This window comes from Pseudoalteromonas sp. MM17-2 (assembly GCF_022347945.1).
Classification (GTDB): Bacteria; Pseudomonadota; Gammaproteobacteria; order Enterobacterales; family Alteromonadaceae; genus Pseudoalteromonas; species Pseudoalteromonas ruthenica.
Window position 1 is genome coordinate 113,445 of sequence record NZ_JAKRFV010000007.1, and the last position, 21,383, is coordinate 134,827.

Annotated in this window: 23 protein-coding genes; 13 read left to right on the forward strand and 10 right to left on the reverse strand. The window is 48.1% G+C overall.

What is annotated here, in order from left to right; all coding sequences use genetic code 11:
* Nucleotides 1–52: 52 nt before the first annotated feature.
* A complete protein-coding gene (locus MHM93_RS08030; RefSeq protein ID WP_022946851.1) occupies nucleotides 53–334 on the reverse strand; it encodes a YcgL domain-containing protein in 282 nt (93 codons plus the stop codon).
* A 178-nt stretch (nucleotides 335–512) separates the two neighbouring features.
* Between MHM93_RS08030 and minC the strand changes: the two genes are divergently transcribed.
* From minC to minE, 3 genes are read left to right on the forward strand one after another with little or no spacing between them, the layout of a single operon-like run.
* Nucleotides 513–1,214 carry a septum site-determining protein MinC gene (gene minC / locus MHM93_RS08035; RefSeq protein ID WP_239448617.1) on the forward strand — a complete coding sequence of 234 codons (702 nt, stop codon included), beginning with the start codon at nucleotides 513–515 and terminating at the stop codon, nucleotides 1,212–1,214.
* A 5-nt stretch (nucleotides 1,215–1,219) separates the two neighbouring features.
* Nucleotides 1,220–2,029, forward strand: coding sequence for a septum site-determining protein MinD (gene minD, locus MHM93_RS08040; protein WP_022946849.1), 810 nt, complete (start codon nucleotides 1,220–1,222; stop codon nucleotides 2,027–2,029).
* A 1-nt stretch (nucleotide 2,030) separates the two neighbouring features.
* Nucleotides 2,031–2,291, forward strand: a complete 261-nt coding sequence (gene minE, locus MHM93_RS08045) for a cell division topological specificity factor MinE (protein ID WP_022946848.1) — start codon at nucleotides 2,031–2,033, stop codon at nucleotides 2,289–2,291.
* A gap of 33 nt (nucleotides 2,292–2,324) precedes the next feature.
* On the opposite strand, the gene MHM93_RS08050 is transcribed toward minE, so the two are convergent.
* The 4 genes from MHM93_RS08050 to MHM93_RS08065 all read right to left on the reverse strand — a co-directional run bounded on the left by MHM93_RS08050 (nucleotide 2,325) and on the right by MHM93_RS08065 (nucleotide 6,626).
* Nucleotides 2,325–2,645, reverse strand: a complete 321-nt coding sequence (locus MHM93_RS08050; RefSeq protein WP_239448618.1) for a hypothetical protein — start codon at nucleotides 2,643–2,645, stop codon at nucleotides 2,325–2,327.
* Between the two features lie 17 nt (nucleotides 2,646–2,662).
* Nucleotides 2,663–3,805 (reverse strand): ribonuclease D, encoded by a 1,143-nt coding sequence (gene rnd / locus MHM93_RS08055; protein ID WP_239448619.1) that lies wholly within the window; start codon nucleotides 3,803–3,805, stop codon nucleotides 2,663–2,665.
* Between the two features lie 50 nt (nucleotides 3,806–3,855).
* Nucleotides 3,856–5,514 carry a long-chain-fatty-acid--CoA ligase FadD gene (fadD, locus tag MHM93_RS08060; RefSeq protein ID WP_022946845.1) on the reverse strand — a complete coding sequence of 553 codons (1,659 nt, stop codon included), beginning with the start codon at nucleotides 5,512–5,514 and terminating at the stop codon, nucleotides 3,856–3,858.
* A 248-nt stretch (nucleotides 5,515–5,762) separates the two neighbouring features.
* Nucleotides 5,763–6,626 carry an alpha/beta hydrolase gene (locus tag MHM93_RS08065; protein WP_239448620.1) on the reverse strand — a complete coding sequence of 288 codons (864 nt, stop codon included), beginning with the start codon at nucleotides 6,624–6,626 and terminating at the stop codon, nucleotides 5,763–5,765.
* Nucleotides 6,627–6,707: 81 nt separating this feature from the next.
* Between MHM93_RS08065 and MHM93_RS08070 the strand changes: the two genes are divergently transcribed.
* Nucleotides 6,708–8,000: an alkaline phosphatase gene (locus MHM93_RS08070; RefSeq protein ID WP_239448621.1), complete on the forward strand. Its 1,293-nt coding sequence runs from the start codon at nucleotides 6,708–6,710 to the stop codon at nucleotides 7,998–8,000.
* Between the two features lie 129 nt (nucleotides 8,001–8,129).
* On the opposite strand, the gene MHM93_RS08075 is transcribed toward MHM93_RS08070, so the two are convergent.
* The 4 genes from MHM93_RS08075 to MHM93_RS08090 form a co-directional block, all read right to left on the reverse strand.
* Nucleotides 8,130–10,148 carry an EAL domain-containing protein gene (locus MHM93_RS08075; protein ID WP_239448622.1) on the reverse strand — a complete coding sequence of 673 codons (2,019 nt, stop codon included), beginning with the start codon at nucleotides 10,146–10,148 and terminating at the stop codon, nucleotides 8,130–8,132.
* Between the two features lie 90 nt (nucleotides 10,149–10,238).
* Nucleotides 10,239–10,535, reverse strand: coding sequence for a hypothetical protein (locus tag MHM93_RS08080; protein WP_130146413.1), 297 nt, complete (start codon nucleotides 10,533–10,535; stop codon nucleotides 10,239–10,241).
* 65 nt (nucleotides 10,536–10,600) lie between these two features.
* Nucleotides 10,601–11,287: a tRNA (adenosine(37)-N6)-threonylcarbamoyltransferase complex dimerization subunit type 1 TsaB gene (gene tsaB, locus MHM93_RS08085; protein ID WP_053909414.1), complete on the reverse strand. Its 687-nt coding sequence runs from the start codon at nucleotides 11,285–11,287 to the stop codon at nucleotides 10,601–10,603.
* A 2-nt stretch (nucleotides 11,288–11,289) separates the two neighbouring features.
* On the reverse strand, nucleotides 11,290–13,206 hold the full coding sequence (locus MHM93_RS08090; protein WP_100229312.1) for an ATP-dependent DNA helicase: 1,917 nt from the start codon (nucleotides 13,204–13,206) through the stop codon (nucleotides 11,290–11,292).
* Between the two features lie 131 nt (nucleotides 13,207–13,337).
* Between MHM93_RS08090 and MHM93_RS08095 the strand changes: the two genes are divergently transcribed.
* Nucleotides 13,338–13,739: a hypothetical protein gene (locus MHM93_RS08095; protein WP_022946838.1), complete on the forward strand. Its 402-nt coding sequence runs from the start codon at nucleotides 13,338–13,340 to the stop codon at nucleotides 13,737–13,739.
* Nucleotides 13,740–13,742: 3 nt separating this feature from the next.
* On the opposite strand, the gene MHM93_RS08100 is transcribed toward MHM93_RS08095, so the two are convergent.
* Nucleotides 13,743–13,958 carry a hypothetical protein gene (locus tag MHM93_RS08100; protein ID WP_053909412.1) on the reverse strand — a complete coding sequence of 72 codons (216 nt, stop codon included), beginning with the start codon at nucleotides 13,956–13,958 and terminating at the stop codon, nucleotides 13,743–13,745.
* Nucleotides 13,959–14,306: 348 nt separating this feature from the next.
* Here MHM93_RS08100 and hisG point away from each other — a divergent pair, with 348 nt between their 5' ends.
* The 8 genes from hisG to hisIE are packed head-to-tail and all read left to right on the forward strand — an operon-like array spanning nucleotide 14,307 to nucleotide 21,332.
* Nucleotides 14,307–15,206 carry an ATP phosphoribosyltransferase gene (gene hisG, locus MHM93_RS08105; RefSeq protein WP_045979979.1) on the forward strand — a complete coding sequence of 300 codons (900 nt, stop codon included), beginning with the start codon at nucleotides 14,307–14,309 and terminating at the stop codon, nucleotides 15,204–15,206.
* A gap of 5 nt (nucleotides 15,207–15,211) precedes the next feature.
* Nucleotides 15,212–16,507, forward strand: a complete 1,296-nt coding sequence (gene hisD, locus MHM93_RS08110) for a histidinol dehydrogenase (protein WP_239448623.1) — start codon at nucleotides 15,212–15,214, stop codon at nucleotides 16,505–16,507.
* Nucleotides 16,504–17,583, forward strand: coding sequence for a histidinol-phosphate transaminase (gene hisC, locus MHM93_RS08115; protein WP_239448624.1), 1,080 nt, complete (start codon nucleotides 16,504–16,506; stop codon nucleotides 17,581–17,583). The genes hisD and hisC overlap by 4 nt, the downstream gene beginning before the upstream one ends.
* Nucleotides 17,580–18,641, forward strand: a complete 1,062-nt coding sequence (gene hisB / locus MHM93_RS08120) for a bifunctional histidinol-phosphatase/imidazoleglycerol-phosphate dehydratase HisB (RefSeq protein WP_239448625.1) — start codon at nucleotides 17,580–17,582, stop codon at nucleotides 18,639–18,641. The genes hisC and hisB overlap by 4 nt, the downstream gene beginning before the upstream one ends.
* Nucleotides 18,638–19,228 (forward strand): imidazole glycerol phosphate synthase subunit HisH, encoded by a 591-nt coding sequence (hisH, locus tag MHM93_RS08125; RefSeq protein WP_239448626.1) that lies wholly within the window; start codon nucleotides 18,638–18,640, stop codon nucleotides 19,226–19,228. The genes hisB and hisH overlap by 4 nt, the downstream gene beginning before the upstream one ends.
* 9 nt (nucleotides 19,229–19,237) lie before the next feature.
* Entirely contained in the window at nucleotides 19,238–19,972 is a 735-nt protein-coding gene (locus tag MHM93_RS08130; protein WP_239448627.1) for a 1-(5-phosphoribosyl)-5-[(5-phosphoribosylamino)methylideneamino] imidazole-4-carboxamide isomerase, read from the forward strand.
* On the forward strand, nucleotides 19,954–20,733 hold the full coding sequence (gene hisF / locus MHM93_RS08135; RefSeq protein WP_239448628.1) for an imidazole glycerol phosphate synthase subunit HisF: 780 nt from the start codon (nucleotides 19,954–19,956) through the stop codon (nucleotides 20,731–20,733). Before MHM93_RS08130 ends, hisF begins: the two co-directional genes overlap by 19 nt.
* Entirely contained in the window at nucleotides 20,724–21,332 is a 609-nt protein-coding gene (gene hisIE, locus MHM93_RS08140; RefSeq protein WP_022946829.1) for a bifunctional phosphoribosyl-AMP cyclohydrolase/phosphoribosyl-ATP diphosphatase HisIE, read from the forward strand. Before hisF ends, hisIE begins: the two co-directional genes overlap by 10 nt.
* The last annotated feature ends 51 nt before the right edge of the window (nucleotides 21,333–21,383 follow it).

A 21,383-nucleotide genomic window follows, 5' to 3' on the forward strand; every position in this document is an offset into this window, starting at 1 on the left:
AGTGGATAAGGCAACAGGCTTGAAGGCGCTGGCTATATACTTGCTGATGGTGTTAATCACGCTCTACTCCATTTTGCTGTCTTAATTCGTCCAACATATTCTCAGTTGGCGGTGGTAGTTGCAAATAGAACCCGTTGTCGCTTAATTCAGCCTTAACCTTGTCAATATCGGCAAGCGCCAAGCGCTCTTTTGTCGCTAAATTAATCAACATCACAAATTCTGGCGACCCAAAACTGTCCATCAGCGGCTCAGGAACATCGTCAAAATGATCACGTTTGGGTACATATAAATAGGTATCTGCTTTTTTCTTGCTCTTGTATATGGCACACAGCATCTTAAGGCCTTTAAATTGTTGCGAAACACACCTTGACACTATACCATGAGAGCTAATCTATGTGGTAAGTTTAGTGGCCAAAGCTCAACGCTCATCACTGTTTGCGACTGCCAAGTTAAAATGGCGACGCCACAGATATGCGATAACAAATAATTCGGCCACACGAATACGAGCGCTTATGTCGGAACAATTATTCGAATTAAAAGGGAATCTCTTCACGTTATCCGTGTTGCGGTTATTAACACCGGATCTTGCAGCCTTATCTGAACAGCTTGATGCTAAAATAGCGCAAGCTCCGAAGTTTTTCGCAGGCGCGCCCATCGTTATCAATCTTGAAGCAATCCAAGATGCAACGCTTGATTTCACCCAGCTAAGAGACACATTAAAACGCCTTGCTTTTAACCCGGTTGGGGTATGCAGTGGCAGTGATAGTCAACATAACAGTGCAAAAGAAGCCGGCTTGTCGGTGCTTAACTACGCCAAAGACGTACAACAAAGTCAACAAAAAGCCCCTTCCCCTCAAGCTACAGCCAAAGTAGAAAATGAACCAACCTTGGTTGTAGAAGGCACCGTGCGTTCAGGTCAGCAGGTGTATGCTAAAGGACGTGATTTGATTATCTTGGGCTCTGTCAGCCATGGCGCCGAGGTCATTGCTGACGGACATGTTCATATTTATGGCACTTTGCGAGGCCGTGCTATTGCCGGTGCGCAAGGTGACGCAAACGCCACAATCTTCTGCCAAAAACTTGAAGCCGAACTTGTTTCAGTCAATGGCAGCTATTGGATCAGTGATTCGTTACAAGGGGACTTATGGGGCCAGCCAGCCCAAGTTCGCCAACGCGATGACTCACTTCATTTATCAGCTTTGGTTAAAGGATAAAACACATGGCAAAAATTATTGTCGTTACTTCAGGTAAAGGTGGCGTTGGTAAAACAACTTCAAGCGCCGCAATCGGCACAGGCCTTGCCCTTAAAGGCTTTAAAACGGCGATCATTGACTTTGACATTGGCCTGCGCAACCTTGATTTAATCATGGGCTGTGAGCGCCGCGTGGTCTATGATTTTGTTAATGTGATCAATGGTGAAGCAAACCTCAACCAAGCGCTTATTAAAGACAAGCGTGTTGATAAGCTGTTTTTGCTCCCCGCTTCGCAAACTCGCGACAAAGACGCGTTAACCAAAGAAGGTGTCGAAAAAGTCCTCAATGAAATGAAAGAGAGCTTTGACTATATTGTGTGTGATTCGCCAGCAGGTATTGAAGCCGGTGCGATGATGGCCTTATATTTTGCAGATGAAGCCATTGTAACCACCAACCCTGAGGTATCATCAGTACGCGATTCGGACCGTATCCTTGGTATTTTACAGAGCAAGTCACGTCGTGCAGAGGAAGGTTTAGAGCCAGTCAAAGAGCATTTGCTGCTTACCCGTTATAACCCTGAGCGCGTGCAAAAAGGTGAAATGCTTTCAGTTGAAGACGTTAACGAAATTTTGGCTATTGATTTGTTGGGTGTTATCCCGGAGTCACAAGCGGTGCTTAATGCCTCAAACCAAGGTCAGCCTGTGGTATTGGACGCTGAGTCAGATGCCGGTCAAGCCTATTTAGATGCCATCAACCGTCTACTCGGTGAGCAAATTGAATTCCGCTTCTTGGACGTTGAGAAGCGTGGTCTATTCAAACGGATTTTTGGAGGATAAGGTGTCATTACTAGATTATTTTCGTTCGCAAAAAAAATCCAGCGCATCGCTGGCGAAAGAGCGGCTGCAAATTATCGTCGCTCATGAGCGCTCACAGCGCGGCACGCCTGATTACTTGCCGCAGCTAAAACAAGACATCCTTGAAGTGATCCGTAAATACGTGGCCATTGATGCCGAAGCAGTGCAAGTGCAGCTAGAGCAAAATGAAGACGACTTAGCGGTGTTGGAGCTCAATGTCACGCTACCTGATGACGAAAAATAACTTATCAGCGCAAATCACAAGAAAGAGGCTCAGTTAGCCTCTTTTTTTATCCCTGTGTCTTTTTGCTCGCAGACTGACCCAGCTCCAAATAAGCGATATCAGCAACAGCAAAGGCCAAGGGATGAGCAACGCAAAGCTGTATTGCGTGGCGTTGATAAGCCCGACAATGATGATGCCCACACTCACTGCCAAGGCGATTATAAACATAACCCATAAGCTGACTAAAACGCGGTTCAACCCCTTAGAAAGAGTCGGTGCATTCTCGGCGCAGGCCATGAACATCATCGCCATCGCAGCAAAGAACCCAATAAATATTTGCCCGATAAGCAATACCACTAGCAACCACGTAGGCATAACGACCTCAGTGACCGTCATTCGTTGGAAGTGAGCACCCAATCAGCAAGTGCGTCGCGCACATAATCAAAACGCCAAGGTTGTAATAAATCAGGTGCTAATAGCTGCTCGCGTTCATGCTCGTCGTACTTCCAATGCCAACTGATAAGTTGATTAATTTGTTTTTTACTGGCAAATACGTCGGCAGGTATACCGGTTTGCTTGGCAACGGTGGCTATCTTTTGCTTAATATCTTTTGCCGTTTGTTTGTAGCCACGATAGTCCATTAATCGCATTACGCGACTAGGAAGGCTCTGCTCAGGCACCGCTTTGCCCCGCTCGATGCAAGCGAGGATTTCTTTACCTGAACGATTCACTTCCATCGGCTCAACGCCTGGGATATTACGCATACTATTGAGTGAGCCAGGCCGGCGCTTGGCGATCTCCACCATATTGGCTTCTTTCAACACGAAGTTAAGCGCTAAATTCTTTCGTTGTGCCTTTTTTCGGCGCCACATGGCCAACTCTTTTAATATCGCTAGATCCCGTGGAGCTAACTGCCAAGCCCCTTTCACCTCGCGGTATAACTGCTCATCGGGTATTTGATGGGCGCGCTTTTCCGACAACAACTGCGACTCTGCAATCACCAAATCAAACCACCCCTGCGCCCTGATCTGTGTCACTAATTCGTTATAGCAAGGCAATAGATGCGCAACATCAGCGGCGGCGTAGGCTAACTGGCTTTCTCTTAACGGCCGCTGTAGCCAATTGGTTCGCGACTCGCTTTTATCAATCTCTATATTAAGGCGTGAATTCACCATCGCCGCAAACCCTACGCAGTTCCCCTGCCCTAACAATTGCAATGCAAACTGGGTATCGAAAAGCGGCGCTGGCACAAAGCCAGCAAAGTTTTGGAAAACTTCGATGTCCTCAGAGGGAGAATGCAGCACTTTTAACACTTGTTCGCATTTAAGTAACTGCCAAAGTTGGGTGAAATCAAGAGGCTGTAACGGGTCAATAAGACCAAGATGTTGACCATCAAAAATTTGCAGGAGTGCGATTTCGGGATAAAGCGTGCGCCGACGCATAAATTCAGTGTCTATTGCCAAGGTCTCAGCCTGACTAATAGCATTGACAAAGCTATCTAGTTCAGCCTGTTCAGTGATTAACTGGTAATCCACTTGTACTCCTTAAAAAACAAACCGGCGATTGCCGGTTTGTTTGCTTATTCTTATTCGTCTTTAAGTGCGCGTCTGAGTATTTTACCGACATTGGTTTTCGGTAATTCCTCTCTAAACTCAACTAATTTAGGCACCTTGTAATTGGTCAGGTTTTCGCGGCAATGCTTAATGATGTCTTGCTCACTAATGGCTGCATCCTTTTTCACCACGAACAATTTAACTTGCTCACCACTGACATCATGAGGGACGCCAACAGCGGCGACTTCAAGCACGCCATCCATTGATGCGACCACTTCTTCTATTTCGTTCGGGAACACGTTAAAACCGGATACCAGAATCATATCCTTTTTCCGATCAACAATATAGAAAAAACCTTGGTCATCGTAAGTGGCAATATCGCCGGTGGCAAACCAGCCGTCGCGCAGACACTCTGCGGTGGCATCAGGGCGGTTGTAGTACCCTTTCATTACTTGTGGGCCTTTAACCCAGAGTTCACCGGGCTCGCCAGCGGGTGCTTCTTGACCATCTTCAAGCATCAATTTGATGTCTGTGCTTGGTGCCGGCAAACCGATAGAGCCGTTGTAGCCTTCCAAGTCATATGGGCAAACTGTAACCAACGGTGCACACTCAGTAAGACCGTAACCTTCCACCAAACGCGTACCGGTTACTTTCTGCCAGCGTTCAGCAACTGGACGCTGAACCGCCATACCGCCACCGAGCGACATTTTTAAGTTGGAAAAGTCTACGTCGGCGAAACCATCGGTATTAAGAAGACCATTAAATAAGGTGTTTACCCCAGTCATAACGGTGAATTTATTGTCGTTCAACTCTTTTACGAAGCCTTTCATGTCGCGTGGGTTGGTAATGAGTAGGTTCAACCCTCCATACTTCATAAAGGTTAAGCAGTTCGCCGTCAGTGCAAAGATGTGGTAAAGCGGCAGCGCAGTAACCACAATTTCTTTGCCTTTATCTAAAATATTGTCGAGACAACCGGATACCTGTTCTAAGTTGCCCACCATGTTACCGTGGGTAAGCATGGCGCCTTTAGACACCCCAGTCGTACCACCCGTGTATTGTAAAAACGCGAGGTCGTCCAAGGTGATCTCTGGGCGAGTATAACGGCTGGCGTCACCGTTTTTTAACACATCCGTGAAAGCGATGGGATTAGGCAGCTCAAAGCTCGGTACCATCTTTTTGATATGCTTAACAACGAAGTTGACCAGATGCTTTTTAAGGCCGCCCACCATGTCACCTACTTGGGTTACCACTATGTGTTTAACATTGGTTTTTCCCAGTGCTTTTTCCAAGGTGTGGGCAAAGTTGGCAAGAATAAAAATGGCATCCGCTTCGGAGTCATTTAGCTGATGCTCTAGTTCACGCGCAGTATAAAGAGGGTTAACGTTAACAACCACGCACCCTGCCCGTAAAATACCGAGTATGGATACCGGTGTTTGCAATAAGTTGGGCATCATTACTGCCACTTTTGCACCTGGCTTTAAGCCCAGATCATTATTTATGTAAGACGCAACTTTCTTAGTTGCTTGGTCTAGCTCAGCATAGCTTAGCGTAACCCCCATATTTTTGAATGCAGGTAGTTGGGCGTAATCCGCAAAACTTTTCTCGAATAATGACAGTAAAGAGTCGTAATGAGCGGGATCGATGGTCTCTGGGCAACCTTTTGGATATCGCTTTAGCCAGATTTTTTCCACACTAAGCTCCTATTAATTTGTTCTTATAATGATTTGTCTTAGCAGTCATAAGTTTGGCAAATAGTAAGCACGACACTTAACCAATGCCCATATAGTTCGCTGTAGAGTGATAAACATTGCCACGCTTTTAGCAGGCTTGAGAGTTCACCGCCACAACAGTACTAACCTTAATCTAAGTTGCTATCTTTCACAATTGAGCAATTGCTCTAAATTGCTTTGATATTCCCACATTTATCGCAAAGTTACAATTATTCTGCGCTATTTTGATGCAAGTGCGCACCAATAAGGCGCGCGCATTCCTTCGGGCTTTGCATATGGCAATGATGGCCGCCGTCGACTGTATCTGTAACTAAGTCGTTGTAGCACTTACTAAATTCCTGTTCATTTTGGTGCACCATGGAATAACCTTGCGCCCCCTTTATCAATAAGGTGGGTACTTTTATAGGTGTTAACAAAGCATGCGCTTGCGCTTTAGTGTAGCGAAAAGCGGAATAATGCTTTAATCGCGGATCTGTTGTTAACATCACACTTCGCTCTTTTTTAACAATATTGCGCGCCATTAGCTGCCGAGCGATATCAATATTGAAGTCACTCACGGCCTCGCGGCGCTCATAGAGCTGTTCAGCACTTTCATAAATCCCCCCTTTTTTGGCGCGGGCTCGATGTTTAAGCGCCTGAATCAATACATTTTTAGTGTCGGACTCCTCTGCGGTGACCAGGCCAACGCCTTCAATGAGCGAAAGTGAGGTGATACGCTCTGGAAAACACGCACAGTACAATGAAGCCACCATAGCGCCGAGGGAGTGTCCGATGATGTGCACATATTTGGCCTTGCAACGCATCACAAGTTGATGAAGGTCATCAACATAATCAATAAAATAATAGTGTGCGTCTTGGCCTCGCCACTGCGATAAACCGTGTCCGGGCCAATCAATTGCATAAATCGGTAAGTCCTTACCTAGGGCAGACATTAGAGGCAAAAAACTGTTGCTGTTATCCTGCCATCCATGCACGGCGATCACCACGGTGTCAGTGTTATTTGTGATTGCCAACTCTGTGTTGCTTTGTCCTTGCAGCCGAAGATGGCGCAGTTTGACCGAAAAACTAGGCACTTGAACTCCTTTTTGCCGCATTGCGGTTTATTTATTGATTTGTGGGTTTAAAATGTTGCCAAGCCACAACAGGACTACATTATGAAACGCACTCTAACATTCGCTTCGATGATCTGCGCAAGTTTTTTTGCCAACGCAGAGCAAGCAGCACCTAAGAACATTATTTATATGATTGGCGATGGTATGGGCCCTGCCTACACCAGCGCTTATCGCTACTACGTTGATGATAAAAGCACCAAGGTGGTAGAGCCCACCGTATTCGATTCCATCCTCGTGGGCATGGCACACACCTATCCTGATGACGATACCATCGTCACTGACAGCGCGGCTGGCGCAACGGCTCTGTCCACCGCAACGAAAAGCTACAATGGCGCCATCGCTGTGGATACTCAAAAGCATGATCTTAAAACGATGCTTGAGATAGCCAAAGAACGCAAAATGACGACCGCGCTTGTCGCCACATCGCAGATCAACCATGCGACCCCCGCAAGCTTTGCTGCACATAACGAGTCTCGCCGTAACTACGATGACATTGCCAATGACTTCTTCGATAATAAAATCAACGGTGCTCTGCCAGTGGATTTAATGCTTGGCGGAGGTACCCAGTACTTTATTCGCGAAGATAGAAATCTAGTGAATGAGTTTATCGCTCAAGGCTACCAATACAGCGATAACCTCAGTCAATTAGAACAATTACAACAAATTCCAGCCCTGGGTCTGTATGCCGCTAAGGGTCTACCCTTTGCTCTCGATGGAGAGAGTAAACGATTAACGAAAATGACCGATAAGGCACTGTCGTTACTCGCAGCCAATGAGAATCCGTTCTTTGTGATGATCGAAGGCAGTCAAATAGACTGGTGCGGTCATGCCAATGATATTGCTTGTGCCATGGCAGAAATGGACGATTTCGCCCACGCCATTGATAAAGCCAAAGCCTATGTTGATGCCCACCCAGACACACTGTTGGTGATCACAGCCGATCACTCCACCGGTGGCTTGACCATAGGTGCCAATGGCCAATATTTGTGGCACGCCGATGTGGTTACAGGCGTCACGGCCACAGCGGGTGTCATTGCTGAGCGATTGCTGGCAAGCGACGATATGGCCACGGTATGGCAACAAACCACGGCACTGGAATTCACCGAAGCACGTAAGGTTTTACTTACCCAAGCGAAGAATGTAGGTGAAGATGCGCTGGTCATGACGGTTAAAAAGTTAATCAATGAAGCAAGTTTTACCGGATGGACTACCTCTGGTCACACTGCTATTGATGTTCCTGTGTTTGCCTATGGCAACGGCGCAGAACAATTTATAGGGTCGCAAAACAACACTGACATCGCACAGAAGCTAATCAACTTTATTAACAATAAATAACATTGTTGATCTTATTGTAATCATGCGTTAATGTTTTATTGCTTGTTAACATAGTTTAACAACCCTACTGAAAACTGAAGACTCAAAAGCCGCTCTTGGAGCGGCTTTTTTATTGCTTTAAATCACAGCTTAAGAGCTACTGTATCTGCGCATCGCCTGTTCAAGCGTGAGTGGCATGTCAAAATAATAGCCTTGCATTAGATTCACAGGAAGCGTTGCTATGTAGTCAACGTGAAATGGCGACTCTACCCCCTCAGCGACAACACTGAACCCTAACTTGTTACAAAGCTGTGACATATTTTCATATAAATAGGTGGCTTTGTCTTCGGCGTTAACCGGAAGCAAGCTGCGGTCAAACTTAATGGTATCGACATTTAGCTTACTTAAAATGTTTAAACATGAGTAGCCGGTACCAAAATCATCTACCGCACATAGAATCTGAGCGGCACGCAATTTATCGACAATTTCTTTGGTGCGTTCAAAATTGTTGTTGTAGGACGACTCAAGAATCTCAACCTCAACTTGCCCAGGAAACTTAGAGAACGCCTTGAGCACGCGGCGGTAACGACGGTTAATCAAATTATCGGGAGAAATATTAAAACTAATTTTAGGGCTCATCTGATGGCGCTGAAACTGCAATAAATCAAGCTCTAACTGGTCAATCACAAAGCTGTCCACCACATCCATCATCTCAAAGCGCTCAAGCACATCAATAAACCATGGAGCTTTGATTTGACCGTCCGCTTGCTTTAAGCGTAGTAGCGCTTCGAAGCCAATGATTTTATGCGTGGTGTTATCGACTTTGGGCTGGTAGTACAAACACAGAGTGCCTTCTTTGAGGGCACTGATCACCTTATGTAGCTGGCGCTGGTCTGCAAACTGCGCGGTGTTACGCTTTGCGAATTGCGCTTCAACGTGGCGCTCTAGTTGCCGTCCTGCGCTGACTCGTTTCACTAGAATATCGAGCTCACGCCCGCTAATATTATGGGCACTATTGGCGCGTACAAAGGGTAAATAAACAAGTGTATTGATAGCCACCAATCCCGCTTGCAGTGCCACGCCAATAAAGCTACCAGTTAATAAGTAGCCGCTCAATAGCACCGGAGTGAACCAGGGTATCGAATCAATATTGCTTAGGGGTAAAGCGCCACTTTGTAGTAGCGCATAGGCAATAGCTGCATTTACCAATGGACAAAGTAAAAAAGGAATAATGAAAAATGGATTAAACACCACAGGCACTGCATACATCATTATTTCACTGATATTGAAAAATGAAAATGGCGCGCTTAGTTTAGCAATCTGGCTCTCATGGCTTTGTTTTCCTTGTAATAAACAAGCGATTAGCAGGCCCCAAATGCCACCACTGCCACCTAAAGCCACAAAGGTCGATAAGAAGCTGTAGTTATCCAGGCCAGGCACCACTTCGTAGCCTGTGAGCTCTGCTGAGGCAAGTATGTGATAAGTGTTATCGCCATGGATACCAAAGAGCCAAAACACATGGCTAAATATAATTTGCGACATTAACTGCTGCCATTGGCTCCAATCGCTGTGACTTGCGCTCAGCCACGACAAGCAAGCGGCCAAACCAGAGTCAACGTAAGGAAATAAAACAAAGGTCACAAAAACGGTCAGCACATAGGGCAGCATCAAATTAAGATGCTTGACCAAAAACAAGCTGACATTGCCCACAGACATAATTCTAAGCCAACGTAAGCTCAATGCGGAGCGCAGCAGGTAACAACAAAATATCGGCATAAGAATGGTGTACAGCACACCGGCGCGATTATTTATACCCACCCCACCGCTATCGAGCGCGTAGATATAGCCCGTAGCGACACAAAAACAAGTAAGCACTAAAATCGGTGCGGCGAAGGTATTTAACTTGAGGTTCTTCGCCAAATAGTAACTAAATGACAGCAATGTCGTTATCGGAAATAACGTCCATATTAGGTTATTAAAAGAATACAAATAGGCATAAGGGCCCTGTAAATGCTCGTAGCCAAGCCAGTGAGTCACCAAAGAAACTAGCGCCGCCATAATAAAGAATGGGATGAGGGCTATGTACCCTTCTCGCAGCGAGAGAATAACGGTGTTCGCCGCTAACTTGGCAGCGCCGCGAGCAAGTACATCAAATACGCGGTGAAGCACGAGTTAATCAACTTTTATTATTATTTTCTAAGAGCAGTTAAGTTAACGTTAATGAGAGGTGATGTCCATAATTTAAAAACGTCGCTCAGGTTACGCGTAGACACTCACGCTAAGCATGGACTGCACTTCTTGGCGACGCTCTAAAAACGCGTATTCTTTATACGTGGCAATCGCATTACTGGTGCGGGTATTGGCAGGTTGGTCGTAAATAGTCTGACGATATAAGGCATCTGCTAAGCGACGACCTTGGCTGGAGTCTTTAACAGACGACGCCGACTGCTCTACAGCGGGTTTTTCTTGAGCGCGCCCATCTCCGACAGGCTGTTGATTTCTTTTCAGTTCCAGCGCTGGGTTAGTCGTGAGTGAATTGACCGTACGTATCGTCATACCATTAATATATAAAAATCTAGCGACTTATTGAGTGTGATATAAACTGCGAGTTTGCGCAATCTTTATTCGCGTCCGGGTAATTTCTTCCACGTTACCGTGTCGCGAACATACACTGGCTGCGCTTCACTGGCACTGTGATGTTGGCCTTGTGCAAATTGCTCTGCCACCAGCGCCAGCATAAACTGACTATTCGGTAACGTAATATGCTCATCAACGCTAATGCCGGCTACTGAGTGAGCTAAATCGGGGTAACTTTGCCACCCTGTGCCAACCGCAAAGGCGGCATCAAAAGGAACTGCGAGTGCTTCTGGCTTCACCACTTGCTGCGTGCCTACCAGCGTGGCAAGGCCATTGATATTCTCAAAAGCACCCACATAAAGCTCGCCCATACGCGCATCAATGGCCGAGACGACTTGGTTTACACCACGTTGCTCTATGGCTTGCTGCGCCATCATTGCCAGCGAAGAGATACCGACAACGGGCTTTTGCGCTGAAAATGCCAACCCTTGAGCCACTGAGACGCTGATGCGCACGCCAGTGAAGCTACCAGGTCCTTCGCAATAGCCGATAACATCCACCTCTTTTAGCGAGCAATTGGCCTTGGCAAGTAGCGTATCTATTTCAGTTAAAATACGTTGGCTGTGCTGCTGTGGGCAGACATCAAAGAAACAATATTGCTGTCCTTGGTGGGTTAAGGCGATAGACAGCGCTTCTGTGGAAGCATCGATGGCTAAAATGGTGTTGGTCATGGTTAATCTATTGCTGCTAAAAAGGCGTTTACTTCATTCATATCACGGCTACGACGCATATTCGGCAAGCTTTTTAGAAAGACTTGGCCGTAGTCGCGGGTGATCACTCTATTATCACATAATACTAAAACACCGCGATCTTGGCTATCACGGATCAGCCGGCCAACCCCTTGTTTGAGCGCTATAACTGCTCTTGGCAGTTGAATCTGCGCAAACGGTTCGCCGCCACTTTGCTCACAGTCCTGCATTCTCGCCTGTAACAATGGGTCGTCGGGGGCCACAAAAGGCAGTTTATCTATCACCACGCAGCTCAGTGCGCTGCCACGCACATCTACCCCTTCCCAAAACGACGCGGTGCCCATTAATACCGCATTGCCATGACGAGTAAAGCGCTCAAGCAACAAGCGCTTGGACATTTGCCCTTGCACAAACACTGGATAGTCCATCTGTTGGCATAATACCTCAGCGACCATGTGCATGACACGATAGGAAGTAAAGAGCAAAAAACAGCGCCCTTTTGCGGCGCGGATAACTTGCTGACAAATGCCCACCAGCGCCCTTGGCATGGCATCGGAATTAGCCTCAGGTAGATAGCGAGGTAGACAAAGCAGTGCCTGATGTTGATAGTCAAAAGGACTGGCCAGCATCAATGTACGCGAAGGAGATAAACCTAGCGCATCACTAAAGTGTTGTAAGCTGTCATTGACCGATAATGTCGCAGAAGTAAAGACGAAACCTGCCTCTCGCTCGCTGAGCATCTCTTTGAATTTGGCCGCTATGTTCAACGGGGTAATGTGAATGGTTAAATGGTAGCGAGTGGCTTCATACCAGTAACTATAGCCACGCACTGACACATCAAAAGCGCGATCGAGTTGGCCTTTCAATGTCATCAAGCGCTCTAACATCGGCTCCACCAATTCACTGCGCTCTAAGCATAACTTAAGTACTTGGTTCAAAAATGCTAAGTCTTTATTAACACGGTGAATCGCATCACACAGGGCTTTATCAGTCAGCGCTTTTCGCCAGTCTCCGCGCCCGCCGTCACTGCCAAAGGCCAAACGCATGTCCTTGGTTGCCGATTCTAATTTGTCCAGCGTCTTTCCCAGTTGCAACATATCACGTAATTCACTGCGATAAAGCATTCGCGCGTCGGTGATAAAAGCGAGAATCTTCTTCGTCGATATTGTTTCGCCAAAGTAGTCACTGGCAATATCGGCCAATTGATGGGCCTCGTCAAAAATATAGCCATCGGCCCCAGGTAACAACTCGGCAAAACCACTGTCTTTCACCGCCATATCAGCAAAGAATAAGTGATGGTTAATGACGACGATATCGGCATCTGCGGCACGTTGACGGGCTTTACGAATAAAACAACTGTCGAAATCAGGGCACTCGCGCCCAAGGCAGTTATCAGCAGTGGAAGTGACGTATGGCAGAACCTTGGCATCATCTTCGATGCCGACGCAATCGGCAATATCGCCACTGCGTGTTTGTGCTGCAAATTTTGCCACCATGGCTAACTGATGCATGATATCGGCGTCGTCACTTGGAACATGAGCAACATGTTGATTAAGGCGATAATGGCACACATAATTAGCGCGCCCTTTTAATAGAGCTTTCTTTTTAGCACTGCCCAACGCTTTGTATACAGTGGGTAAATCGCGGTGATAGAGCTGTTCTTGTAACGCCTTTGAACCGGTGGAGATAATATATTTGCCCTTGTTCACCAACGCAGGAAGCAAGTAAGCAAAGGTTTTACCGGTGCCAGTTTCTGCTTCAACAATCGCTTGTTGAGAATGCTTTAATGCCGAGTCACACACCTGCGCCATATCTATTTGCGCTTGGCGAGGTTGGTAGCCTTTCAGTGCGAGAGCCAAAGGCCCGGTTTGCGAGAATAACTGCTCGATGGTCATGGATATTGCGCTCGGTGGACAGGCGCACATAATAACGAAAAAATCAGTTGCTACCAACAGGCCAATATTATGTTGTCATTTTGGCAACGCTCGGTTAATATTCTGGCGCTAAAACAACCCTCTAAAAGGACTTAACAATGAAACAATTAGTCGTTGTCTCTGCTGTTGTCGCCGCTGCACTTCTCAGTGGCTGTAAATCGACCCCACCACGTGTTGCCCAAGATAAAACGGTTTCAGTAAACGGCACCGATTATGTATTCGGTGGCGTATACAATGTCGATAAAAATAAATTAGAGCTTAGTATTAATGGCGACCCAGCGATGAAGGGCAGTTTCCCTCCATATACGCCTACGTTAAATATGAGTACCAAGTACAAAGGCGAGGAGTTTTCCAGCTACTGCTACTTCGGTTCGGTACTTCAGGAGCAAGGCGGTGCTTTTGGCGCTATTGCCGGGGTGATCCAAGGCTCCAATAATAAGTCTGGGGACAAGTGTGAGATTAAAGTAGCTGGTGAAATCAAAGAGCACCTTTACTTCTAAGCACTAGGCCCAGGTATCGAGGTGAGGCGATGAGTCCTTGCCTTTTTTCTTTTGCGTGTCTTCAACAAATGTTTCCTGCCCACGCGCTTCCTTGTCTTGTTTGCGCTCGTTGCGCACCTTCGCAACTTTGTTATCTTTAACACCGGCAACGTGAAAAGCGCCATTGTGGTGCACTTCTAGGCGCGTTATCCGCCCTAAAAAAGGGATCATAACATCCATACCGCTTTCCTTTTATCAACACTAACAAAGTAGTTGTACCTACAGACTATTATCGGCCGTTATACCTTATACTTTAATTTTTGTAAAAAAGTAGTTGCACTACTTATAAAAACTATGATTATCTATATGCGTAGTCAACAAACAACGCAAACACACTAAAGAGCATACGACCATGACAACGATTCTGACAACTATTCATCATCATCACCACAGCACCGAATAGCCTGTCAGGTCTTTCGCTGGGGGGTTATTCCTAAAAGGAACCTCTGGCGACGATATAGCAAGATTCATTTTCGCCCCGAGGTTTCCCCTCGGGGTTTTTAGTTTTATCTATTAAGGAAATGAATTATGAGCAATAACAAACGTTTACGTATCGCAATCCAAAAGTCAGGGCGTCTTTCCAAAGATTGCCAAAACCTGCTTAAGCAACTTGGCGTTAAACTAAATCTGCGTGAGCAGCGCTTAATTGCTCACGCCACCAACATGCCTATCGACGTGCTGCGGGTACGTGATGACGATATCCCTGGTTTAGTTATGGATGGCGTATGCGATTTGGGGATCGTAGGCGAGAACGTGCTCGAAGAGGTGCAAGCCGAACGCCGCAACAGCAGCGCCAGCTTTGCCGTTAAGAAACTGGCAAAATTAGACTTCGGTTACTGTCGTCTTGCTTTAGCCTGGCCCCAGGAGCTCGGCGCACAAGACAAGCAGTGGTTCAACGGCAAACGTATCGCCACCACCTACCCTGAAATCTTAAGCCAGTACCTAGAGCGTGAGAACATTGACGCCAGTGTAGTTATGCTCACCGGCTCGGTCGAGGTTGCGCCGCGTGCTGGACTGGCTGATGCCATCTGTGACTTGGTATCGACCGGTGCCACCCTAGAGGCCAACGGCCTGATGCAAGGCGACACTATTTTAGAGTCCAATGCCTGCCTGATTCAAAATCAAGAGCTCGCTGATGACGACAAGCTGGCGCTAATCGACAAGCTGATGCCGCGCCTACGCGGTGTCAAACAAGCGAAGGAAAGCAAATACATCATGATGCACGCGCCGAAGGCCAAACTTGATGATATCTGCGCTTTACTTCCGGGGACCGGACAACCCACCTTGCTTGCACTCGCTGGCAGCGATGATTACGTGGCCCTGCACATGGTTAGCAGCGAGACACTATTTTGGGAAACCATGGAGTCGCTCAAGGCTCTCGGCGCTAACTCTATCTTAGTCATGCCCATTGAAAAGATGATGGAGTAATTAGCATGATTGTGTGGAACTCTTTGAGCGGCGAACAACAGCAGGCGCTATTACAGCGCCCAGGGGTTGCTGCTGCCGATAATGTGCGCCCCATCTGTGAAGACATTATGGCCAAGGTGCAACAACATGGTGATAGCGCACTCAAAGCCATTGCCGCAAAGCTTGATAAACGCTCGCCTGAGGCGGAAATTTTATGTCCACAACAGGATATCATCGATGCCCAGCAACAGTTGAGCGAAGAACTAAAAGCGGCTATTGAGCAAGCGTACACCAACATCAAACGCTTTCACCAAGCGCAACAACCGAAGTCAATCAGCCTGAGTACGCAACCGGGTGTTTCTTGTGAGCTGCGCTATGAGGCCATTGACGCGGTGGGCATTTATGTACCCGGCGGCAGTGCGCCGCTGCCCTCTTCGGTGCTAATGCAAGGGGTGTTGGCACAACTCAGTGGTGCCAGCACCGTGGTATTGGCCACCCCAGTCAAAGGCGATGAGCAAGTACACCCGGCTATTCGCTATGCCGCTAAGCTATGTGGCATCACGCAAATCATGCAAATCGGCGGAGCCGCAGCGATTGCGGCGATGGCCTTTGGCAGTGAATCTATCCCGCAAGTGAATAAAATTTTTGGCCCGGGCAATGCGTATGTCACCATGGCCAAACAGCTCGCTGCACAACAGGTGCCTGGTCTTGCCATCGACATGCCTGCCGGGCCCTCCGAAGTGCTGATTATTGCCGATAGTCGCGCCAATGGTGAATACGTTGCCGCCGATTTGCTGTCGCAGGCCGAGCATGGCCCGGACTCGCAAGTAATTTTGCTCAGTGACAGCGATGAGGTCATTGCCGCCACTGAGCGTGCCTTAGAGCGACAGCTGGCCACCCTTAGTCGCGCCGATATTGCCCGTCAGGCGCTTGCACACTCGGCGCTAATTAAAGTGACCGATATTGACCAAGCGGTGCGCATCTCGAATCTTTACGGCCCCGAGCACTTAATTTTGCAACTTGGCGACAGCACCCCGTACCTAAACAACATAAAGAATGTTGGCTCCATCTTTGTCGGCGATTATACCCCTGAATCTGCCGGTGACTATGCCTCGGGCACCAACCATGTATTACCGACCTATGGGTATTCAAAAGTATATTCGAGCCTTAGCTTGCTCGATTTTTACCGCACCTACACGGTGCAAACAGTGACTAAAAATGGTCTCGTTGATTTGGCCAACGCCATTATTCCAATCGCCGAAGCTGAAGGCTTGGATGCACATGCCAATGCAGTTCGCGTACGTTTAGGAGCGTCCTCATGACTACAGAGTTATTACCGGATAATATCGCCGCATTAAAGGCGTACAGCTCGGCAAAAAGTGAAAAGCTCAGCGGCACTACGTGGCTCAACGCCAACGAAAGCCCGTATAGCAAAAGCTACAACGTCAACGCATCCAATTTGAATCGTTATCCTGACCCACAACCGCCAGCGGTGATTGAGGCCTATGCACGCTACAGCGAGCTGCAACCAGAGCAAGTGTTAATGACCCGAGGGGCTGACGAGGGCATTGAACTACTGATGCGCACCTACTGCCAAAGCGGAGTTGACAGTATTGCGCTGTTTACGCCCACCTATGGCATGTATAAAGTCAGCGCCGACACCCATAACATCGCCATTAATGAGCTTAGCCAAGCACAACTACAACAAGCCAGTGCCAGCGAGCTCAGCGAGTTAATCGGTGAGGCTAAGTTGGTGTTTATTTGTAACCCCAACAACCCCACTGGCGCTGTTATCAGCGTTGACAAAATCGCCGAATTGGCTCAGCGTTTAGCCAAGCGCGCCCTTGTTGTGGTCGATGAAGCCTATATCGATTTTTGTTATCAGCACAGTGCTGCGCGGCTCATTAACACGAACGCCAATGTCGTGGTGCTGCGCACCCTTTCCAAGGCCTTTGCTTTAGCGGGGCTGCGCACCGGCTTTACCTTGGCGCAGCAAGATACCTTAGCACCGCTGCGCAAGGTGATTGCCCCCTACCCCGTCGCCACTGTTATCGCTGACATTGCTGAGCAAGCCGTAAGTAGTGCCAACATCATTTCCATGCGCCGACAAGTGAGTATTCTCAATACGTTGAAGGCCCAGCTGGTCGATTGGCTGCAAAGCAGCGCGGCGATTAGCCAAGTACTCACTGGGGAAGGAAATTTTGTCACCCTCCAGCTCAGGGATAAAGCCGCGATAGGCTTGGCCTATGAGCGCGGCTTGGTAATGCGCCCTTTTACCTTATTTGGCGAGGATAATTGGCTACGTATTTCCATTGGCAATGAACAAGAGTTAAATGAAGTAAAAGCCTGGCTGGACAGCTTAACCAGCCCAGCGCCAACAACCAAGGAACCACAATGAGCAACCCGTATTTATTCATTGACCGTGATGGCACCCTGATTGAGGAGCCAAGCAGCGATAAACAAGTCGACTCACTGGAAAAGCTTAAGCTGCTGCCGGATGTTATTGTGGCGTTATTAGCGCTGCAAAATGCCGGCTATCGGTTAGTCATGGTATCGAACCAAGATGGCCTAGGAACTGAGAGCTTTCCACAAGCAGACTTCAGTCTGCCCCATAACGCTATGATGGAGATTTTTAGCTCGCAAGGTATCCACTTTGACGAGGTATTAATTTGTCCTCACTTCGATAGCGATAATTGCAACTGTCGTAAACCGAAAACCGGTTTACTGACGCAGCTGATGCGCTCAGGTAAAGTGGATCTGAATCGCTCTTATGTGATTGGCGACCGCCAGACCGATCTTGGGTTGGCAGAAAACCTATGTATACGCGGTATTCTTTATAACAATAATTGGCCGCAGATTGTCACCGAGTTAACCACCGCTAATCGCAGCGGCGCGGTATCGCGCGATACCAAAGAAACGCAAATTTCGGTGGCAGTCAATCTAGATAGTAACGCCCAAGGCACTATCAGCACTGGGCTTGGTTTCTTCGACCATATGTTGGAGCAAATTCGTACCCACGCCAATATCGCGTTGGATATTAATGCCAGTGGCGACTTACACATTGATGAGCATCACCTCGTGGAAGATGTTGGCATTGCCCTTGGTCAAGCGCTGCGCCAAGCCTTCGGAACGAAAGCACAAATTGCTCGCTACGGCTTTGCTCTGCCGATGGATGAGTGCAAAGCCGAGGCGCAAATTGACCTTTCTGGTCGTGCATCGTTCGTGCTGAATGCCGACTTTAGCCGCGATAAAGTCGGTGATTTGGATGTGCAAATGGTCGAGCACTTTTTCAAAAGTCTCAGTGACAATGCCGCGATTTCGCTGATTTTGTCTGTTTCACCGGGCAATTGCCACCACCAGGTGGAGGGGCTGTTCAAGGCCTTCTCTCGGGCCCTGCGCATGGCCATCGCCCTTGATAGCTCTCAGCAAATGGCAAGCTCAAAGGGGGTGTTATGATTGCCATCATTAATACCGGCTGCGCCAACATTAATTCGGTGCGCTTCGCCTTTGAGCGCTTAGGGCAAGATGTCGAAGTGATCACTTCCCCGGAGCAGTTGGTCACTTTTGAGCGCGCGGTGTTACCGGGCGTCGGCCATGCCAAGGTAGCTATGCAGCGCTTAAAGCAAGGCGGCTGGCAGCAAGCGATCAGCGAGTTTCAGCGGCCACTGCTTGGCATTTGTTTAGGCATGCAAATGCAGTGTGACTATACCAATGAGGGAGATACGCCGTGTTTAGGGGTTATTCCTGGGCACGTTAGTGAGCTGCAGGTGGGTACGCTCAGTGCACCGCATATGGGCTGGAATCGCCTACATATCGAGCGTGAACACCCGTTAACTAAAGGGGTACGCAGTGACGACCAAGTGTATTTTGTACATAGCTTTGCCCATGCCTGTAATCAGGCGACCTTGGCCTCAAGTGAATACGGACAACCGTTTTCCGCGATTGTCGCCAACAATAACTTTGCCGGCATGCAGTTTCACCCTGAGCGCAGCGCAAAAGTCGGCGCCCGGTTATTGCAGAACTTCATTGATTGGCAAGTCTAAGGATTGAGTATGATTATTCCAGCATTAGATATATTACAACAACAAATCGTGCGCTTATTTCAAGGCAAGTACGATACAGCCCAGTTCTACCCCTTTGATTTGCAAGCGCGATTAAGCGAATATCAGGATCAAGGGGCACAAAAGTTACACTTAGTCGATTTAGAAGGCGCGCGCGACCCAAGTAAAAAGCAATGGCAGCAAATCCAAGCAGCGACCGCACAGCTAAAGGTTCCCTATCAAATCGGCGGCGGTGTGCGTAGCAGCGCCGATGTCAAGCAGTGGCTAGAAGCCGGTGCAGCGCAAGTGGTTATCGGCTCCAAGGCGGTGAACGAGCAACAGCAAGTTGCCCAGTGGATCCGTGAATATGGCGCGCAGCACTTCGTTATCGCCCTAGATGTAAATAAAACGGACACTGGCTGGGCCCCTGCAACACACGGTTGGCTGCAAAGTGCAGATGTCTCGTTGTTTAGCTTAGTTGACTACTACAGTGATCTCGGGGTGCAGGATTTCTTATGCACCGATATCTCCAAAGACGGCACCATGAGCGGGCCTTCGTTTGCGCTATATCAGCAATTGCAAGAGCATAACAGCCGTTTACGCATCCAAGCCTCAGGGGGCGTAAGCTCCTTAGAAGACATTGCCAAACTCAAGGCCATAGGTACGCAAGGCGTTATTCTAGGTAAGTCCTTGCTCGATGGCGCGTTCCACGTTGAGGAGGCATTGGCATGCTATCAAAACGCATAATCCCCTGTTTAGACGTCAAAGACGGCCAAGTAGTTAAGGGCGTGCAGTTCAAAGGGCATGAGGTGGTCGGTGATATACTCGCTTTGGCAGAAGCTTATAGTGCAGCAGGCGCCGATGAACTGGTATTTTATGAGATCAGTGCCAGTGTCGAAAAACGCCTGCTAGATGTGAACTGGGTAGAGAGCATCGCCCGGCACATCGATATCCCCTTTTGTGTTGCCGGCGGTATAAAATCAGTGGCTGATGCGGCCCGCGTCTTGGAGCGCGGCGCCGATAAAATCAGCATCAATAGCCCGGCCATCGCACGTCCCGAGCTTATTCGCGAATTACACGATGAATTCGGCAAACAATGTGTGGTGGTGGGCATCGACAGTTTTTACGATAAGGACAGCGATCAATACTTGGTGTATCAACTGACCGGCGATCCCAATGCTTCGTCGCGTACCCGCTACACCACCTTGGAATGGGTCGAGCGCGTGCAGCAGCTCGGAGCCGGAGAAATCGTACTAAACTGTATGAATCAGGACGGTGTGCGCAACGGCTATGATATAGACCAGCTAAGCAAGGTACGCCAACGTTGCGATGTGCCGCTGATCGCCTCAGGAGGCGCAGGGACCATCAGCGACTTTAGCGATGTCTTTAACCAAGCCAATGTTGACGGCGCTTTGGCGGCCAGCGTGTTTCACAAAAACCTTATTAATATTGGCGATTTAAAACGTCACCTCGCCGATAACAACATAGCGACTCGATTATGCGATTAGATATTAGCAATGTAAACGAAGTAAATTTTGCCAAGGCGCCGTTAATTCCTGCGCTGATTCAAGATGTTGATACCGGACAAATTCTTATGCAAGGGTTTATGGATCAAGCGGCGTTAACGCACACCTTAGAAAGTAAAAAGGTCACCTTCTATTCACGCTCGAAACAGCGCCTGTGGACCAAAGGAGAAAGTTCAGGGCATTATCTCCACGTTGAGCGCGTGTACACTGATTGCGACCAAGACTCCATTTTAGTCTTTGCTCGCCCAGATGGGCCCACTTGTCATTTAGGCACACAAAGTTGTTTTGGCGATGCAAAACCCAACTTAGGGTTTTTAGCCGAGCTGGAGCAAATTATCGTTGCCCGTAAGGACAGCGACCCGCAAAGCAGTTACACCGCCTCGTTATTTGCCAAAGAGCTCAGCCGCAGCTGTCAAAAAGTGGGCGAAGAAGGCGTCGAAGTGGCCCTGGCTGCCATGAAAAATGATAACCAGGAACTGACCAACGAAGCCGCTGACTTGCTTTATCACCTAATCGTGCTGTTGCAACGACAAGGCTTGTCGTTGTCTGAGGTGGTCAGTTGTTTACAATCACGTCACTAAGACCTATTAATTGACAGTAAATATTGCCAGCATGGCCTTTGGTTGGGTATC

Excerpts from the sequence above, each read along its gene's own strand:
- hisIE (WP_022946829.1), top strand. The coding sequence starts at position 20,724 with ATGCGATTAGATATTAGCAATGTAAACGAAGTAAATTTTGCCAAGGCG.
- hisD (WP_239448623.1), top strand. The coding sequence starts at position 15,212 with ATGATTGTGTGGAACTCTTTGAGCGGCGAACAACAGCAGGCGCTATTA.
- MHM93_RS08070 (WP_239448621.1), top strand. The coding sequence starts at position 6,708 with ATGAAACGCACTCTAACATTCGCTTCGATGATCTGCGCAAGTTTTTTT.
- minD (WP_022946849.1), top strand. The coding sequence starts at position 1,220 with ATGGCAAAAATTATTGTCGTTACTTCAGGTAAAGGTGGCGTTGGTAAA.
- hisB (WP_239448625.1), top strand. The coding sequence starts at position 17,580 with ATGAGCAACCCGTATTTATTCATTGACCGTGATGGCACCCTGATTGAG.
- minC (WP_239448617.1), top strand. The coding sequence starts at position 513 with ATGTCGGAACAATTATTCGAATTAAAAGGGAATCTCTTCACGTTATCC.
- hisH (WP_239448626.1), top strand. The coding sequence starts at position 18,638 with ATGATTGCCATCATTAATACCGGCTGCGCCAACATTAATTCGGTGCGC.
- tsaB (WP_053909414.1), bottom strand. The coding sequence starts at position 11,287 with ATGACCAACACCATTTTAGCCATCGATGCTTCCACAGAAGCGCTGTCT.
- hisF (WP_239448628.1), top strand. The coding sequence starts at position 19,954 with ATGCTATCAAAACGCATAATCCCCTGTTTAGACGTCAAAGACGGCCAA.
- hisC (WP_239448624.1), top strand. The coding sequence starts at position 16,504 with ATGACTACAGAGTTATTACCGGATAATATCGCCGCATTAAAGGCGTAC.
- MHM93_RS08100 (WP_053909412.1), bottom strand. The coding sequence starts at position 13,958 with ATGGATGTTATGATCCCTTTTTTAGGGCGGATAACGCGCCTAGAAGTG.
- MHM93_RS08050 (WP_239448618.1), bottom strand. The coding sequence starts at position 2,645 with ATGCCTACGTGGTTGCTAGTGGTATTGCTTATCGGGCAAATATTTATT.
- MHM93_RS08080 (WP_130146413.1), bottom strand. The coding sequence starts at position 10,535 with ATGACGATACGTACGGTCAATTCACTCACGACTAACCCAGCGCTGGAA.
- MHM93_RS08130 (WP_239448627.1), top strand. The coding sequence starts at position 19,238 with ATGATTATTCCAGCATTAGATATATTACAACAACAAATCGTGCGCTTA.
- MHM93_RS08030 (WP_022946851.1), bottom strand. The coding sequence starts at position 334 with ATGCTGTGTGCCATATACAAGAGCAAGAAAAAAGCAGATACCTATTTA.
- hisG (WP_045979979.1), top strand. The coding sequence starts at position 14,307 with ATGAGCAATAACAAACGTTTACGTATCGCAATCCAAAAGTCAGGGCGT.
- MHM93_RS08095 (WP_022946838.1), top strand. The coding sequence starts at position 13,338 with ATGAAACAATTAGTCGTTGTCTCTGCTGTTGTCGCCGCTGCACTTCTC.